Raw genomic sequence first — 16806 nt, forward strand, 5'->3', positions numbered from 1 at the left:
AAAGGATGAAACTGTCACGCGTGAGTGCCGTTAACTGGAACAAAATCCAGGACGATAAAGATCTGGAGGTCTGGAACCGTCTGACCAGCAACTTCTGGCTGCCGGAAAAGGTCCCGCTCTCCAACGATATTCCGGCCTGGCAAACCCTGAGCTACGCCGAACAGCAGCTGACGATCCGCGTCTTTACCGGCCTGACGCTGCTGGACACCATTCAGAATACCGTCGGCGCACCGGCTCTGATGAGCGACGCGCTGACGCCGCACGAAGAGGCGGTGATGTCGAACATCAGCTTTATGGAGGCGGTGCACGCCCGCTCTTACAGCTCGATTTTCTCCACGCTGTGCCAGACCAAAGACGTGGACGCAGCCTATACCTGGAGTGAAGAGAGTGAGTCATTACAGAGAAAGGCGGAGCTGGTACTGACGTATTATCGGGCCGACGAGCCGCTGAAAAAGAAAATCGCCAGCGTATTCCTGGAATCGTTCCTCTTCTATTCCGGCTTCTGGCTGCCCATGTACTGGTCGAGCCGGGGCAAGCTCACCAACACCGCCGATTTGATTCGGCTTATCATTCGGGATGAAGCGGTACACGGCTATTACATCGGCTATAAGTACCAGAAAGGGCTGGAGAAAGTCAGCGAGGCAAAGCGCGAGGAGCTTAAAGGCTTTGCGCTCGATTTGCTGATGGATCTGTACGACAACGAGCTGAGCTATACCGAGGAACTCTACGCCGGTACCGGCTGGGAGGAAGACGTTAAGGCCTTCCTCTGCTACAACGCCAACAAGGCGCTGATGAACCTGGGCTACGAGGCGCTTTTCCCACCGGAGATGGCGGAGGTGAACCCGGCCATTCTGGCTGCGCTGTCGCCCAACGCCGACGAAAACCACGATTTCTTCTCGGGATCGGGCTCATCGTACGTGATGGGCAAAGCGGTGGAAACCGAGGATGAAGACTGGGATTTTTAATGAACGCTAACGTTCGTTAATTTAATATAAACCCAACAATTCCCTCTCTAATATTTACAAAACAACTACACTGTAATTTCCACGTCATATTCGCCTGAATCATTCCAATTCAGGCGAAATTTCCCGATGCAGCAGCAAAAAATTGAGAAAAATTCAGATCACGCTCAGCCCTTTACTCATGGGAAATTCAGCCGTTTCGCTTCCCTGAAAATTCATGCCAAAAGTAAACCCAGGGTTGTCTCAGATTCTCAGTATGTTAGGGTTATGCCCGTTAACAATTTACCATGGTAATCATATCGGCATAAACAAATAACAGGACACTCTCTATTGCATGGCAATTAAATTAGAAGTGAAAAATCTTTATAAAGTATTTGGCGAGCACCCGCAGCGCGCATTCAAATATATTGAGAAAGGCCTCACAAAAGAGCAAATTCTGGAAAAAACCGGGCTATCGCTTGGCGTTAAAGACGCCAGTCTGGCCATTGAAGAAGGCGAGATTTTTGTCATCATGGGATTATCCGGTTCGGGTAAATCCACTATGGTTCGCCTTCTCAATCGCCTGATTGAACCCACCCGCGGACAGGTGCTGATTGACGGCGTGGATATCGCCAGAATATCAGACGCCGAGCTTCGCGAGGTGCGCAGAAAGAAGATCGCAATGGTGTTTCAGTCATTCGCGCTAATGCCGCACATGACGGTACTGAATAATACCGCCTTCGGCATGGAATTAGCCGGCACGCCGGCTCAGGAACGTCAGGAAAAAGCTCTGGATGCACTGCGTCAGGTTGGGCTGGAAAATTATGCGCATGCGTACCCGGATGAACTTTCCGGCGGTATGCGCCAGCGCGTGGGATTAGCCCGTGCATTAGCCATTAATCCAGACATATTATTAATGGATGAAGCCTTCTCCGCCCTCGATCCGTTAATTCGTACCGAGATGCAGGACGAGCTGGTAAAATTACAGGCTAAACATCAGCGAACCATTGTGTTTATTTCCCACGACCTGGATGAAGCCATGCGTATTGGCGACCGTATTGCCATTATGCAAAACGGTGAAGTGGTGCAGGTCGGCACGCCGGATGAAATTCTCAATAATCCCGCGAATGATTATGTACGCACCTTCTTCCGCGGCGTGGATATTAGCCAGGTCTTTAGCGCCAAAGATATTGCCCGTCGAACGCCAAACGGCATTATTCGTAAAACCCCAGGTTTCGGCCCACGCTCGGCGCTTAAGCTGCTGCAGGACGAAGACCGTGAATACGGTTATCTGGTTGAACGCGGCAATAAATTTGTCGGCGTTGTTTCCATCGATTCTCTGAAAACCGCGCTCAGCGAAAACCAGGGCATCGATGCGGCGTTAATTGACGCTCCGCTTGCCGTGGACGCCGAAACGCCGCTCAGCGAGCTGCTCTCTCACGTGGGGCAGGCGCCTTGCGCCGTACCGGTCGTGGGTGAGGAACAACAGTACGTCGGTATCATCTCCAAACGGATGCTGCTGCAGGCTTTAGATCGCGAGGGGGCAAATAATGGCTGATCAAACTAACCCGTGGGGCACCGCTGAAGCGGCGGACAACGCTGCACAATCCGCCGACGCGTGGGGTTCCACGCCAGCACCCGCCGACGATGGCGGTGCGGCGGACTGGCTCAATAGCGCACCCGCGCCTGCGCCAGAGCATTTCAACATCATGGATCCGTTCCATAAAACGCTGATCCCGCTGGACAGCTGGGTCACGGAGGGGATCGACTGGGTGGTGACGCACTTCCGCCCGGTTTTCCAGGGGATCCGCATTCCGGTGGATTACATCCTGAACGGCTTCCAGCAGCTGATGCTGGGCATGCCGGCGCCGGTGGCGATTATTCTGTTCTCCCTGATCGCCTGGCAGTTTGGCAGCGCCGGGATGGGGATCGCCACGCTGATTTCGCTGATTGCCATCGGCGCGATTGGGGCCTGGTCGCAGGCGATGATCACCCTGGCGCTGGTGCTGACTGCCCTGCTCTTCTGCATCGTCATCGGCCTGCCGATGGGGATCTGGCTGGCGCGCAGCCCGCGGGCGGCGAAGATTATCCGTCCGCTGCTGGATGCAATGCAGACTACCCCGGCATTCGTCTATCTGGTGCCGATTGTGATGCTGTTCGGCATCGGCAACGTGCCGGGCGTGGTGGTCACCATTATCTTCGCGCTGCCGCCGATTATTCGTCTGACCATCCTCGGGATCAACCAGGTGCCTGCGGACCTGATCGAAGCGTCACGCTCGTTCGGCGCCAGCCCGCGCCAGATGCTGTTTAAGGTTCAGCTCCCGCTGGCCATGCCAACCATCATGGCGGGCGTTAACCAGACGCTGATGCTGGCCCTTTCGATGGTGGTGATTGCCTCGATGATCGCCGTTGGCGGTCTGGGTCAGATGGTGCTGCGCGGCATTGGCCGTCTCGACATGGGGCTGGCTACCGTTGGCGGCGTCGGGATTGTGATCCTCGCCATTATTCTTGACCGCCTGACCCAGGCCGTCGGTCGCGATTCACGCAGTCGCGGCAACCGTCGCTGGTATTCCACCGGCCCTGTCGGGTTACTCACCCGCCCCTTTATAAAATAAGGAACAACGATGCGACATAACGTACTTTTTGCCACAGCGTTTGCCACCCTTGTCTCCACCAGCACGTTTGCGGCAGACCTGCCGGGTAAAGGCATTACCGTGCAGCCGGTGCAGAGCACCATTTCGGAAGAGAGCTTCCAGACCCTGATCGTCAGCCGCGCGCTGGAAAAACTGGGCTATACGGTTAACACGCCGAGCGAAGTGGATTACAACGTGGGCTACACCTCGATTGCCTCCGGTGACGCCACCTTTACCGCCGTCAACTGGCAGCCGCTGCACGACGACATGTATGCCGCCGCCGGTGGCGACAAGAAATTCTATCGCGAGGGTACCTTCGTGACGGGCGCGGCGCAGGGTTATCTGATCGACAAGAAAACCGCCGATAAGTACCACATCACCAATATTGAACAGCTGAAAGATCCGAAGATCGCCAAACTGTTTGACACCAACGGTGACGGCAAGGCCGACATGATGGGCTGCTCGCCTGGCTGGGGCTGTGAAGCGGTGATTAACCACCAGAACCAAGCTTTCGATCTGGCGAAAACGGTCGACGTGAGCCACGGCAACTATTCAGCGATGATGGCCGACACCATTGCCCGCTTCAAAGAGGGTAAACCGGTGATCTACTACACCTGGACGCCGTACTGGGTGAGCGACGTGCTGAAGCCGGGTAAAGACGTGGTGTGGCTGCAGGTGCCGTTCTCTTCCCTGCCGGGCGAGCAGAAAGATATCGACACCAGGCTGCCGAACGGCATGAACTACGGCTTTCCGGTGAACACCATGCATATCGTGGCGAACAAAGCCTGGGCGGAGAAAAACCCGGCGGCGGCGAAGCTGTTTTCGGTAATGAAGCTGCCGCTGGCTGACATCAACGCCCAGAACGCGATGATGCACGCGGGCAAATCGTCTGAAGCGGATGTCAAAGGCCACGTCGACGGCTGGATCAAAGCCCACCAGCAGCAGTTTGACGGCTGGGTGAAAGAGGCGCTTGAGGCGCAGAAGTAAAAACAAAACCCTACCCCTCACCCTCTCCCCTTTGGGGAGAGGGTGAGGGGATCAAACCGCACCCAACCTAAACCGCACAATCCATCACCCAACAATCCCCCAACTTTCACAATCATTAGCTATTATGGTTTCCGGAAAAATAATCACTCAACTAACGATTCCTGAAACTAATGACAAAAACAGCTCAAGGGCTTAGCCCCGCACTCATCCTTTTAATGTCCGTGGCAACGGGTCTGGCCGTCGCCAGCAACTATTACGCGCAGCCTCTTCTCGACACCATCGCCCGCGCGTTCAATCTCTCCGCCAGCTCCGCAGGCTTTATCGTCACCGCAGCACAGCTAGGCTATGCCGCCGGGCTGCTGTTTCTGGTGCCGCTGGGCGATATGTTTGAACGCCGAATGCTGATCGTCTCCATGACCCTGCTGGCCGCCGGTGGGATGCTGATCACCGCCAGCAGCCAGTCGCTGACGATGATGATCGTCGGAACCGCGCTAACGGGACTGTTCTCCGTGGTGGCGCAAATTCTGGTCCCGCTCGCCGCTACCCTCGCCTCGCCGGAAAAACGCGGCAAGGTGGTGGGTACCATCATGAGCGGCCTGCTGCTGGGGATTTTGCTGGCGCGTACCGTTGCTGGGCTACTGGCAAGCCTCGGCGGCTGGCGCACCGTATACTGGGTGGCGAGCGTGCTGATGGTTGTTATGGCGCTGGCGCTGTGGCGCGGGCTGCCAAAAGTGAAGCAGGAAAACCACCTGAACTACCCGCAGCTGCTGGCCTCCGTTTTCAGCCTGTTCACCCAGGATAAGCTTCTGCGCACTCGCGCCCTGCTGGGCTGCTTCACCTTCGCTAACTTCAGCATTCTGTGGACGTCGATGGCGTTTCTGCTGGCCGCACCGCCGTTCAATTATTCCGAAGGGGTGATTGGCCTGTTCGGCCTGGCCGGTGCCGCAGGCGCACTGGGCGCGCGTCCCGCAGGCGGGCTGGCCGACAAGGGCAAATCCCACTTGACCACCTCCGCAGGACTGATTTTACTTCTGCTCTCCTGGGCGGCGATCTGGTACGGACACATTTCGGTGCTGGCGCTGATCGTCGGTATCCTGGTACTCGATCTCACCGTACAGGGCGTTCACATTACCAATCAGACCGTCATCTATCGCGTGAAGCCAGAGGCGCGTAACCGCCTGACGGCCGGTTACATGACCAGCTACTTCATCGGCGGCGCTGCGGGTTCGCTAATTTCAGCGTCAGCGTGGCAGCATGCGGGCTGGTCGGGGGTGTGTGCGATTGGGGCCATCGTCGCTACCATCAACCTGCTAGTATGGTGGCGCGGTTACCACCGTCAGGATGCAATTAACTAACATTTACATTGAGTTGGCCTCTTAGGGTGTTAAGAGGCCCTTCACTCTGTTAATGTAAACGTAATCATTTATCCCAGAAATTTTAATGTGGGTGACATATTTACAATTGGCATGAATAGTTCAGACCCCCGTCCTCACATCCTTTCCTCAGCGGGTTCATACCCTACGCTTTCTGTGCTCACCGGGTCACGGACTTACCCGGCGCTTTCTGATGGTGACATAAGTTTGGCGGATATAACCGCACAAATAATTCATTTACATTATTTGTCACCGTCGTTACTATATCGGCTGTAATTAATGAGGTTATGCCCAAATGGATAGTTCGTTTACGCCCATTGAACAAATGCTTAAATTCCGCGCCAGTCGCCATGAGGACTTTCCGTACCAGGAAATCCTGCTGACTCGCCTGTGCATGCACATGCAGGGTAAGCTGCTGGAAAACCGTAATAAAATGCTGAAAGCTCAAGGGATTAACGAGACATTGTTTATGGCGTTGATCACGCTGGAGTCTCAGGAAAATCACAGCATTCAGCCTTCCGAACTGAGCTGCGCGCTGGGCTCCTCCCGTACCAATGCGACCCGTATTGCCGATGAACTCGAAAAGCGTGGCTGGATTGAGCGCCGCGAAAGCGACAACGATCGCCGCTGCCTGCATCTGCAACTGACCGATAAAGGTCACCAGTTCCTGCGCGAGGTGCTGCCACCGCAGCACAATTGCCTGCACAAACTCTGGTCTGTCCTCAGCACCGCCGAGCGCGACCAGCTTGAGCACATCACTCGCAAGCTGCTCACCCGTCTGGACCAGATGGATGAAGACGGCGCCGTTCTTGAGGCGCTGCGCTAACGCGACGACACGCTCACCATTCCAGATTCATAAAAAACCGACAGGCCAGCACGTCACACTGCTGGCCTTTCTGACAACAGGTCGGCTCAGCCGATGTGAAAATAAGAAGATCGTGGAGAACAACAATGAGCGCAAATGCGGAGAGCACTACCCCGCAGCAACCGGCCAACAAGAAAGGCAAACGTAAGAGCGCCCTTCTTCTGTTGACCTTGCTCTTTATCATTATTGCCGTGGCATATGGGATCTATTGGTTTTTAGTACTGCGTCATGCTGAAGAGACTGACGACGCGTACGTGGCAGGGAACCAGGTACAAATTATGGCGCAGGTGTCGGGCAGCGTGACGAAAGTCTGGGCTGACAATACCGACTTTGTGCAAAAAGGCGATGTGTTGGTGACCCTCGATCCAACCGACGCCCAGCAGGCTTTTGAAAAAGCACAGACCGCGCTGGCCTCCAGCGTCCGTCAGACCCGCCAGCTGATGATCAACAGCAAACAGCTGCAGGCCAACATCGACGTGCAGAAAACAGCGCTGGCGCAGGCGCAGAGCGACCTGAACCGCCGCGTGCCGCTCGGCACCGCCAACCTGATTGGCCGTGAAGAGCTGCAGCACGCCCGCGATGCCGTTGCCAGCGCTCAGGCACAGCTGGATGTGGCCATTCAACAGTACAACGCCAACCAGGCGATGGTGCTGGGCACCAGTCTGGAAAACCAGCCCGCCGTACAGCAGGCGGCGACCGAAGTGCGCAACGCGTGGCTTGCCCTGCAGCGTACCAAAATCGTCAGCCCGATGACCGGCTATGTCTCCCGTCGTTCCGTCCAGCCAGGAGCGCAGATTAGCCCAACCACGCCGCTGATGGCGGTCGTGCCGGCAGACAATCTTTGGGTCGACGCCAACTTTAAAGAGACGCAGCTTGCCCATATGCGTATCGGCCAGACCGCGACGGTTGTCAGCGACATTTACGGCGATGACGTGAAGTACACCGGTAAAGTGGTCGGCCTGGATATGGGGACCGGCAGCGCCTTCTCCCTGCTGCCTGCGCAGAACGCCACCGGTAACTGGATCAAAGTGGTTCAGCGTCTGCCCGTGCGTATCGAACTGGATGCCAAACAGCTGGCGGATCACCCGCTGCGTATCGGCCTCTCTACGCTGGTGACCGTTGACACCGCCAACCGCGACGGTCAGATCCTGGCAAGCCAGGTGCGCAGCAGCCCGGCTTATGAAAGTAACGCCCGTGAAATTAGCCTCGATCCGGTCAACAAGCTGATCGATGACATCGTGAAGGCAAACGCCGGTTAATCCGAAGGTGAGCGTTATGCAACAGCAAAAGCCGCAAAAACCGCTGGAAGGGGCGCAGCTGGTCATTATGACCATAGCGCTGTCGCTGGCGACATTCATGCAGGTGCTGGACTCCACCATCGCAAACGTGGCGATCCCGACCATTGCCGGTAACCTTGGCTCGTCGCTGAGCCAGGGGACCTGGGTCATTACCTCGTTTGGGGTGGCAAACGCCATCTCCATTCCGATTACCGGCTGGCTGGCAAAGCGCGTCGGTGAGGTGAAGCTGTTCCTCTGGTCCACGGTGGCGTTTGTACTGGCCTCGTGGGCGTGCGGCATGTCCAGCAGCCTGACGATGCTGATTTTCTTCCGCGTCATTCAGGGGATTGTCGCCGGGCCGCTGATCCCGCTTTCCCAGAGTTTGCTGCTGAGCAACTACCCTCCCGCAAAACGTTCCGTCGCGCTGGCGCTCTGGTCGATGACCGTTATCGTCGCGCCTATCTGCGGACCGATTCTGGGCGGGTACATCAGCGATAACTACCACTGGGGCTGGATCTTCTTCATCAACGTACCGATTGGCGCGGTCGTGGTATTAATGACGCTGCAGTCGCTGCGGGGACGTGAGACCCGCACCGAACAGCGGCGAATCGACAGCATCGGGCTGGCGCTGCTGATCCTGGGTATCGGCAGTCTGCAGATCATGCTCGACCGCGGTAAAGAGCTCGACTGGTTCAACTCGCAGGAAATTATCATCCTGACCATTGTCGCGGTGGTGTCGATAAGCTTCCTGATCGTCTGGGAGCTGACGGACGACAACCCGATAGTCGATCTCTCGCTGTTTAAGTCGCGAAACTTTACCATTGGCTGTCTGTGTATCAGCCTCGCCTATATGCTCTACTTCGGCGCGATTGTTCTGCTGCCGCAGCTATTGCAGGAGGTGTATGGCTATACCGCAACCTGGGCGGGTCTGGCCTCAGCGCCGGTCGGGGTGATCCCGGTCCTGCTGTCACCGATAATTGGCCGCTTCGCCCATAAGCTCGACATGCGCCGTCTGGTGACGTTCAGCTTCATCATGTATGCGGTGTGCTTCTACTGGCGTGCGTATACCTTTGAGCCAGGAATGGACTTTGGCGCCTCTGCGTGGCCGCAGTTCATTCAGGGCTTCGCGGTCGCGTGCTTCTTTATGCCGCTGACTACCATCACGCTCTCTGGCTTACCGCCCGAGCGTCTGGCGGCCGCGTCTAGCCTGTCGAACTTCACCCGTACGCTGGCGGGCTCCATCGGTACGTCGATCACCACCACCCTGTGGACGAACCGTGAATCGATGCACCACGCCCAGCTGACCGAAGCGGTGAACCCGTACAACCCGAATGCTCAGCAGATGTATAGCCAGCTTCAGGGGATGGGAATGACGGAGCAGCAGGCGTCCGGCTGGATTGCCCAGCAGATCACCAACCAGGGGCTAATTATCTCGGCCAACGAGATTTTCTGGATATCGGCAGGGATCTTTATCATCCTGCTGGGGCTGGTGTGGTTTGCCAGACCGCCGTTTGGTGCCGGCGGCGGCGGCGGCGGTGCGCATTAATCCTCTGCGCTGGTAGCCGCCACAGGGCAACCGCCCCGGTTGTCCAGAACGCGACAGCGATTGTCAGTTTCGATAAAGCAGCGCTCCTGTAATCAATTCACGATAGTGAAAAGACAACAGGAGCGCATCATGCTGAACACACCCGCCGACAAGTACCAACCCTATCCGACCCTTTCCCTGCCCGACCGCCGCTGGCCGGAGCAACGCATCACCCGCGCGCCGCGCTGGCTCTCAACCGACCTGCGCGACGGCAACCAGGCCCTTGCCGAGCCGATGGACAGCACCCGCAAGCTGCAGTTCTGGGATTTGCTGCTGGGCTGCGGATTCAAAGAAATTGAGGTGGCTTTTCCTTCAGCCTCGCAGACGGATTTCAACTTCGTTCGCCAGCTGATTGAAGAGAACCGCATCCCGGATGACGTGACGATTCAGGTATTAACCCAGGCGCGGGAAGATCTCATCCATCGCACTTTTGAATCCCTGCGCGGCGCAAAGCAGGCAACCGTACATCTGTATAACGCCACCGCCCTGCTGTTCCGCCGCCTGGTCTTCGGCATGGAGAAAGCGCAAATCGTTGAGCTGGCGACGCGCGCGACGCGGCTTATTCGCCAGCTGTGTGAGGAAAATCCCGACACCCGCTGGCAGTATGAATACTCTCCGGAAACCTTCTGCTTTACCGAGCCGGAGTTTGCGCTGGAGATTTGTGAAGCCGTGGCGGAGATCTGGCAGCCGTGCGACGAACGGCTTTTGGTGATCAACTTACCCGCCACCGTCGAAGTGAGCACGCCGAACGTCTATGCCGACCAGATCGAGTACTTCTGTCGCCACTTTAGCCGCCGCCGCGACGTCTGCATCAGCGTGCATCCGCATAACGACCGCGGTACCGGCGTCGCCTGCGCGGAGCTGGCCGTAATGGCGGGGGCTGACCGCGTGGAGGGCTGTCTGTTTGGTAACGGGGAACGTACGGGCAACGTCTGCCTGGTAACGCTGGCGATGAACCTCTACAGCCAGGGGGTTAGCCCGAATCTGGACTTTAGCGATATGAATCGGGTGGTGGAAGTGGTGGAAACCTGCAACCAGCTGCCGGTGCACCCGCGCCATCCGTGGGCAGGACGGCTGGCCTATACCGCCTTCTCCGGCTCGCATCAGGACGCGATCAAAAAAGGCTTTGATGCCCGCAGGCCAGGCGATCGCTGGGAGATGCCTTACCTTCCCGTCGATCCCCAGGACATCGGCTGCACCTACGAAGCGGTGATCCGCGTAAACAGCCAGTCAGGAAAAAGCGGCAGCGCATGGCTCATCGAACAGAATCATGGCCTGAAATTACCTCGCGCCCTTCAGCAGGATTTCAGCCTGCACGTGCAGCAGGAAACCGATCGCCACGGAAAAGAGATGACGCATAATGCGCTGTGGCAGCTGTTCCGCGCCCGCTACGGCCTGGTAGCATCGCCGCACTATGCGCTGCAATCCTACCGCAGCGACAGCCAGCAGGACGGCCAGCTGCGTCTGACGGCCAGCGTCGCCACACAGGGAGGAACGCGCCAGCTGGAGGGTCAGGGTAACGGTCTGCTCTCCGCCGCCGCTCACGGCTTAAGCCGCTGGGTCAACGCCCCGTTCGTGATAAAGGATTACCACGAGCATACGTTAGGCGAACGCAGCGACAGCCGCTCGGTGGCCTACATCCGCTGCCTGTTCCAGGACGGCAGCAGCCGCTGGGGCGTAGGCATTGACAGCGACGTGGCGCGCGCGTCGCTTCAGGCGCTGTTTAACGCCGTCAGTCGTTCTTAAAGTAATCGCTGGGAGAGACGCCCATCACCCGACGGAACATGGCCGTAAAGGCGCTGTGACTGCCGTACCCCAGATCCAGCGCCACGCGTAATACCGGCTGGCCCTGCGCCAGCCGCACTAAGGCTTCCAGCAGGCGCGCCCTTCTCAGCCACTCGACGTAGCTTAATCCCGTCTGCTGCTGAAAATGGCGGTTCAGGGTGCGCTCGCTCACGTTCATCATGCTCGCCGCCTGCGCGCTGGTCCAGCTTTCCCCCGGGTTTTGCCGGATTTGCAGACACAGGCGACGTAGCGCCTCACTTTCCGGCTCCGGCAGGTGAAACGGCAGCACCGGCATAGTGCGGATTTCATCGAGAATGAGCTCATAGACGCGCTCATCCCGGCTTCCGGGTGAGTACGATTCAGGTAAAGCAAGGCAGACGAGGATCAGCTCGCGCAGCAGCGGCGTTATCTGCACGATCTGGCAGGTGGCCGGGAGATCGGCCCGCGCCAGCGGATCGATAAACAGCGTTCGCGCCGCCACGTTGCCGGTGATGCGAAGCGAGTGGCGAGTCCCCGCAGGCAGCCAGACGCCGCGACCGGGAGGCACAACCCAACAGCCAGATGCGGTATCCACCCGTACCACGCCGCTCAGGGTGTGCAGCAGCTGCGCGCAGTCGTGCTTGTGCCAGGGTTCGCTGTCACCATGAATGTAATCATGGGCAAACGGAACGAGGGGACGGTGGATAAAGGAAAAAGTCGAGGTTGTGGTCATGGGTTAAACAACCCTCTCCCTGAGGGAGAGGGAAAAGGTGCACTAGATGTGCAGTTCCTGCAGTTTTTCTTTCGGCAGGGCCAGCTCTTCGTTGCTGTTCACGCGCACATCACGCTCGATGATATGACGCGCGATTTCCTGCGCTTCTTCCAGAGAGTGCATCTGGTAGGTGCCGCACTGGTAAACGTTCAGCTCTGGGATCTGGTTCTGCTCTTTCACCTTCAGCACGTCCTGCATGGCCGCTTTCCAGGCATCTGCCACACGTTTCTCTTCAGGCTGACCAATCAGGCTCATGTAGAAACCGGTACGGCAGCCCATCGGAGAGATATCGATGATCTCAACGCCGTTGCCGTTCAGGTGGTCACGCATGAAGCCAGCGAACAGGTGTTCCAGCGTATGAATGCCTTTCTCCGGCATCACTTCTTTGTTTGGCACGCAGAAACGCAGATCGAAAACGGTGATCGTGTCGCCGTGCGGGGTGTGCATGGTCTTCGCCACGCGGACTGCAGGTGCTTCCATACGGGTATGGTCGACAGTAAAGCTATCTAATAACGGCATACGTCACCTCCGACAGTGATTTTTTTTAAAATAAACTGAACTCTTCTACAGAATGCGCGTCTGAGTATATGAAAGACGCGCATTTGTTATCATCATCCCTGAATTCAGAGATGTATATTTTGGCCACAGCGATGTGGCCTTTTTCTTTTCTGCTTAAGCCTGCTTAGCCAGAAACGCCTCAAACGACTCGGTATCCGCCGCTTCAACCTCTTTCTGACGCACCACGGACGCTTCGCGTTCCGCGACAAAATCTGATTCGCTCAGGATTTCTAACGGCTCCTGTATCAGCATTTCACGGTACTCCGCCGAAAGTGAGCGACCCGTACCACCAATGCCCTGATCGATCATAGAACGCAGAATACGCGCTGAGAATGTCAGTTCCGGGTTATCAAAGCACGCTACCAGCTGGTCGCAAATCTGTTGATATGCGTCGCCACCGTCGATGCTGTCCATCGTCCGGGCAACTCGCTTCAGATCGCGGAACAGATCTTTACCGACTTTCGTCAGCGGGAACTGTGCCGTTTCGCAGCCGATACCCAGCGTCAGACCCGGTTTACGTCCTTCCAGAATAACGCGGTTCCAGTTTGTTCGGGTACAGAGCAGTTCGTCTGAACTCATTTCCGGCGCATCCGCCAGCACGCACCAGACCATAAACAGATCCAGGAAGCGAACCTGCTGCTCATCAACGCCAATCGGTGAGAACGGGTTGATATCCAGCGAACGCACTTCAATGTATTCGATCCCGCCGCGCTGCAGCGCATCCGACGGGGTTTCACCGCTGCGCGTTACGCGCTTAGGCCGAATAGGCGCATACAGCTCGTTCTCAATCTGCAGCACATTGCTGTTGATTTGCAGGCGCTTGCCGTCTTTTTCGAGGCCGATTTTCTCGTACTCTTCCGACGGGGTTTTGATCGCCCGCTTCAATCCTGCCACATATTCGTGCAATTCGTTAAACGTAATACCGAGATTGCTTTGCGATTTATTGGTATAGCCGAGATCGCTCAGCCGCAGAGAGGTGGCGTACGGAAGATAGTACATTCCGCACTCGGTCTTCTCGAACGGCAGCGTGGTCGGTTTCCCCTGCAGGAACGAAGAACAGATCGCCGGGGAGGCACCAAACAGATACGGGATCACCCAGCCGAAACGGTAATAGTTGCGGATGAGGCGGAAATAGCCCTCCGAGATCGCGTCTTTATCCGTTTCACCGCATTTCGCCTGCCAGAATGCCATTGGCAGCGAGAAGTTGTAATGCACACCCGAGATCGTCTGCATCAACGCGCCGTAGCGGTTTTTCAGCCCTTCACGATAGAGCGTTTTCAGCCGGCCGATATTTGACGTGCCGTACTGCGCCAGCTCAATCTCCTGGCCCTGCTCGATATAGCACGGCATGCTGAGGGGCCACATACGTTCGTCGCCCAGGTTGCGCGCGGTATAACGATGGATATCGCGCATGATCGTCAGCATATGATCAATATCACCCTCTACTGGGGTGATGAACTCCAGCAGCGCTTCAGCGAAATCGGTTGTGATCCATTTATGTGTCAGCGCCGAGCCTAACGCCTTCGGGTGACCCGTCGTCGCTAAACTGCCGTCTGCGTTAACGCGCAGCGTTTCACGCTCAAGACCACGCTGAATACCCTTCAATGCCTGAGGGTGGTTTTCCAGCCAGGCCAGCGCCTGAGATACGTCCGGGATCAAATTGACCTCCCGCCTGTCAAAGTAATGTTACTCAGCATAATTGTAATGGTTGACGATTGAAGGTCGCGTATTCATTCCACCAATTAGTGCCACCACGTCATACCCTGTAGTGTTGCCCACGCCACGAGAACATAGCGCAACGCCTTGCCAAGGCACAAAAAAAAGAGCACCGGTCCCCAGGAGATGCGCATCCATCCCGCCAGCAGACACAGTAAATCGCCTATTACAGGCATCCAGCTTAATAACAGCGTGGCAGCGCCATAGCGTTTTAGCCAGCCGACTGCCTTTTCCTGCCAGCGCGATTTTTCACGCAGCGGAAAGAAACGCCCAAGAATAACGTTAGTCAGCCCTCCAAGGCTATTACCCATTGTTGCTATTAATACAAGCAGCCAGGGCTGACTCACGCCGGACAACAGCATCGCCACCAGCACCACTTCCGAATTTCCCGGTAACAGCGTGGCGCTTAAAAAACTGCTGGCGAATAATGAGGCAAGTGACAGCGCGTCACTCACAGTAAGCGTACATCCACCGCATCCATTCCGGCATCACGCGCGGCCTGGATGCCGAAATCGGCATCTTCAAACACGACGCATTTTGCGGCCGGGACGCCCATTAATTCTGCGCAAAGCAGGAAGGTGTCCGGTGCGGGCTTGTGATGTTTAACATGATCGGCGGCGACCACGGCAGAAAAATAGTGGCGCAGGCCAAGATGATTGAGCAAAGCTTCTGCAATCGCACTTTCGCTGCCTGTTCCTACCGACATCGGGCGACGCCCGTGCCACTCTTTTACCACATCAATCAGCGGCAGAGGGCGTACGGTATCTAAAAGCATGGCTTTTACTGCATCGGTTTTTTCGCGCGCGAGCAGGTGCGGGTCGAGATCGGCCTGATTCAGTTCAATCACGGCCTGTGCAATACGCCAGGTGGGAGATCCGTTGAGGGCAATCATCGCCTGAAGATCGAAACGCATACCGTAGCGGCCCAGGACGTCTGTCCAGGCTTGACGATGCGTGGGTTCGGTATCCAGGAGAGTGCCATCCATATCGAAGATCAAACCGTCATACTGTGCGTACATCGTGCTCTCGCTAAACGATTAACAAAGCATTACTTTATCGTAAATGGTGGTTTTTGTCGCTGACTGAGAGTGTGATTGCTGACGGAACGTCGAAGGAATAAACAAAGAAGGAGAAGATGGTGCATCCGGGAGGATTCGAACCTCCGACCGCTCGGTTCGTAGCCGAGTACTCTATCCAGCTGAGCTACGGATGCATCGGGAAATGCTTTCAGAAACAGTAAATGGTGCATCCGGGAGGATTCGAACCTCCGACCGCTCGGTTCGTAGCCGAGTACTCTATCCAGCTGAGCTACGGATGCATCAGGGTACTGCTTTCAGAAATAGTAAATGGTGCATCCGGGAGGATTCGAACCTCCGACCGCTCGGTTCGTAGCCGAGTACTCTATCCAGCTGAGCTACGGATGCATCGGGATTTACTACTGTACTGCTCGATATTCATATCACTTCTAAAGCAATATGAAGTAATAGATGGTGCATCCGGGAGGATTCGAACCTCCGACCGCTCGGTTCGTAGCCGAGTACTCTATCCAGCTGAGCTACGGATGCAAAATGGCGGTGAGGCGGGGATTCGAACCCCGGATGCAGCTTTTGACCGCATACTCCCTTAGCAGGGGAGCGCCTTCAGCCTCTCGGCCACCTCACCACTCAACGCCTCTTTCGAGTGCTTCGAGCAACTCGTTAAGAGCTTCTCGTCGCTGCGTGGCGCATATATTACTTTCTGGGACTTATAAGTCAAACAATTTTCCAAAAGCTTTTATCGTTTGCACAAATCACACGCAATTCGCATGTAAAAGCCGCAAAGAGGGTGTTTTATAAGCGGATTTTGCAGGATTCTTCACAGAAAACCTATGCAGAAAAGGCGGCGATAGGACGAGTTAAGGGTTATGGAGCGGTTAAAAAGAGAGCGATTGAAATTAAACGGTAACTTTGAGCAGGAAAAATGACAGGAGGGTTGCGTCTCGCCCGACAGCGAGACGCGACAATATCAGTAACTGGACTGCTGGGATTTTTCAGCCTGGATACGCTGGTAGATCTCTTCACGGTGGACAGATACTTCTTTAGGAGCGTTAACACCAATACGTACCTGGTTACCCTTTACCCCTAAAACTGTCACGGTGACCTCATCCCCAATCATGAGGGTCTCACCAACTCGACGAGTCAGAATCAGCATTCTTTGCTCCTTGAAAGATTAAAAGAGTCGGGTCTCTTGTATCCCGGCATTATCCATCATATAACGCCAAAAAGTAAGCGATGACAAACACGTAAAGTGTAAGCAGTCACGGCATCACATTCTGTTAAACGTAAGTTTAGCCGATA

At 56.1% G+C, this 16806-nt stretch carries 15 protein-coding genes and 5 tRNA genes; 9 read left to right on the forward strand and 11 right to left on the reverse strand.

The window, feature by feature from the left end; translation table 11 throughout:
• Positions 1 to 5 precede the first annotated feature (5 nt).
• From nrdF to leuA, 9 genes are all read left to right on the forward strand, one after another.
• Positions 6 to 965, forward strand: coding sequence for a class 1b ribonucleoside-diphosphate reductase subunit beta (nrdF, locus tag ACW9E7_RS15450; protein WP_133295018.1), 960 nt, complete (start codon positions 6 to 8; stop codon positions 963 to 965).
• Positions 966 to 1296: 331 nt separating this feature from the next.
• Complete coding sequence (proV, locus tag ACW9E7_RS15455) at positions 1297 to 2499, forward strand: glycine betaine/L-proline ABC transporter ATP-binding protein ProV (RefSeq protein WP_458728037.1); 1203 nt, start codon at positions 1297 to 1299, stop codon at positions 2497 to 2499.
• Positions 2492 to 3556: a glycine betaine/L-proline ABC transporter permease ProW gene (proW, locus tag ACW9E7_RS15460; protein ID WP_458728038.1), complete on the forward strand. Its 1065-nt coding sequence runs from the start codon at positions 2492 to 2494 to the stop codon at positions 3554 to 3556. Before proV ends, proW begins: the two co-directional genes overlap by 8 nt.
• 9 nt (positions 3557 to 3565) lie before the next feature.
• Positions 3566 to 4561: a glycine betaine/L-proline ABC transporter substrate-binding protein ProX gene (proX, locus tag ACW9E7_RS15465; protein ID WP_458728039.1), complete on the forward strand. Its 996-nt coding sequence runs from the start codon at positions 3566 to 3568 to the stop codon at positions 4559 to 4561.
• A gap of 170 nt (positions 4562 to 4731) precedes the next feature.
• The gene (locus tag ACW9E7_RS15470; protein ID WP_458728040.1) at positions 4732 to 5916 is read left to right on the forward strand and encodes an MFS transporter; all 1185 of its coding nucleotides are present in this window, start codon (positions 4732 to 4734) and stop codon (positions 5914 to 5916) included.
• Between the two features lie 313 nt (positions 5917 to 6229).
• Complete coding sequence (mprA, locus tag ACW9E7_RS15475; protein WP_023333174.1) at positions 6230 to 6760, forward strand: transcriptional repressor MprA; 531 nt, start codon at positions 6230 to 6232, stop codon at positions 6758 to 6760.
• Positions 6761 to 6885: 125 nt separating this feature from the next.
• Positions 6886 to 8058, forward strand: a complete 1173-nt coding sequence (gene emrA / locus ACW9E7_RS15480) for a multidrug efflux MFS transporter periplasmic adaptor subunit EmrA (protein ID WP_045909303.1) — start codon at positions 6886 to 6888, stop codon at positions 8056 to 8058.
• Between the two features lie 16 nt (positions 8059 to 8074).
• On the forward strand, positions 8075 to 9622 hold the full coding sequence (gene emrB / locus ACW9E7_RS15485; RefSeq protein WP_115876129.1) for a multidrug efflux MFS transporter permease subunit EmrB: 1548 nt from the start codon (positions 8075 to 8077) through the stop codon (positions 9620 to 9622).
• A 129-nt stretch (positions 9623 to 9751) separates the two neighbouring features.
• Positions 9752 to 11407, forward strand: a complete 1656-nt coding sequence (gene leuA, locus ACW9E7_RS15490) for a 2-isopropylmalate synthase (protein ID WP_458728041.1) — start codon at positions 9752 to 9754, stop codon at positions 11405 to 11407.
• On the opposite strand, the gene ACW9E7_RS15495 is transcribed toward leuA, so the two are convergent.
• The 11 genes from ACW9E7_RS15495 to csrA all read right to left on the reverse strand — a co-directional run bounded on the left by ACW9E7_RS15495 (position 11394) and on the right by csrA (position 16660).
• Positions 11394 to 12158, reverse strand: coding sequence for an AraC family transcriptional regulator (locus ACW9E7_RS15495; protein WP_115876131.1), 765 nt, complete (start codon positions 12156 to 12158; stop codon positions 11394 to 11396). The genes leuA and ACW9E7_RS15495 overlap by 14 nt on opposite strands.
• 42 nt (positions 12159 to 12200) lie before the next feature.
• A complete protein-coding gene (gene luxS, locus ACW9E7_RS15500; RefSeq protein ID WP_014833019.1) occupies positions 12201 to 12716 on the reverse strand; it encodes an S-ribosylhomocysteine lyase in 516 nt (171 codons plus the stop codon).
• Positions 12717 to 12869: 153 nt separating this feature from the next.
• Complete coding sequence (gene gshA, locus ACW9E7_RS15505) at positions 12870 to 14414, reverse strand: glutamate--cysteine ligase (protein WP_115876132.1); 1545 nt, start codon at positions 14412 to 14414, stop codon at positions 12870 to 12872.
• Between the two features lie 83 nt (positions 14415 to 14497).
• Complete coding sequence (locus ACW9E7_RS15510) at positions 14498 to 14926, reverse strand: YqaA family protein (protein ID WP_008499541.1); 429 nt, start codon at positions 14924 to 14926, stop codon at positions 14498 to 14500.
• The gene (yqaB, locus tag ACW9E7_RS15515; RefSeq protein ID WP_032648006.1) at positions 14923 to 15489 is read right to left on the reverse strand and encodes a fructose-1-phosphate/6-phosphogluconate phosphatase; all 567 of its coding nucleotides are present in this window, start codon (positions 15487 to 15489) and stop codon (positions 14923 to 14925) included. The genes ACW9E7_RS15510 and yqaB overlap by 4 nt, the downstream gene beginning before the upstream one ends.
• A gap of 117 nt (positions 15490 to 15606) precedes the next feature.
• Positions 15607 to 15683: transfer RNA gene (locus ACW9E7_RS15520), tRNA-Arg, on the reverse strand.
• A gap of 28 nt (positions 15684 to 15711) precedes the next feature.
• Positions 15712 to 15788: transfer RNA gene (locus tag ACW9E7_RS15525), tRNA-Arg, on the reverse strand.
• Positions 15789 to 15817: 29 nt separating this feature from the next.
• Positions 15818 to 15894 (reverse strand) — tRNA-Arg (locus ACW9E7_RS15530).
• 64 nt (positions 15895 to 15958) lie between these two features.
• Positions 15959 to 16035, reverse strand: a tRNA-Arg gene (locus tag ACW9E7_RS15535).
• A 4-nt stretch (positions 16036 to 16039) separates the two neighbouring features.
• Positions 16040 to 16132, reverse strand: a tRNA-Ser gene (locus ACW9E7_RS15540).
• Positions 16133 to 16474: 342 nt separating this feature from the next.
• Positions 16475 to 16660: a carbon storage regulator CsrA gene (csrA, locus tag ACW9E7_RS15545; protein WP_000906486.1), complete on the reverse strand. Its 186-nt coding sequence runs from the start codon at positions 16658 to 16660 to the stop codon at positions 16475 to 16477.
• Between the last annotated feature and the right edge of the window lie 146 nt (positions 16661 to 16806).

Source organism: Enterobacter sp. H2G27, from assembly GCF_054403075.1.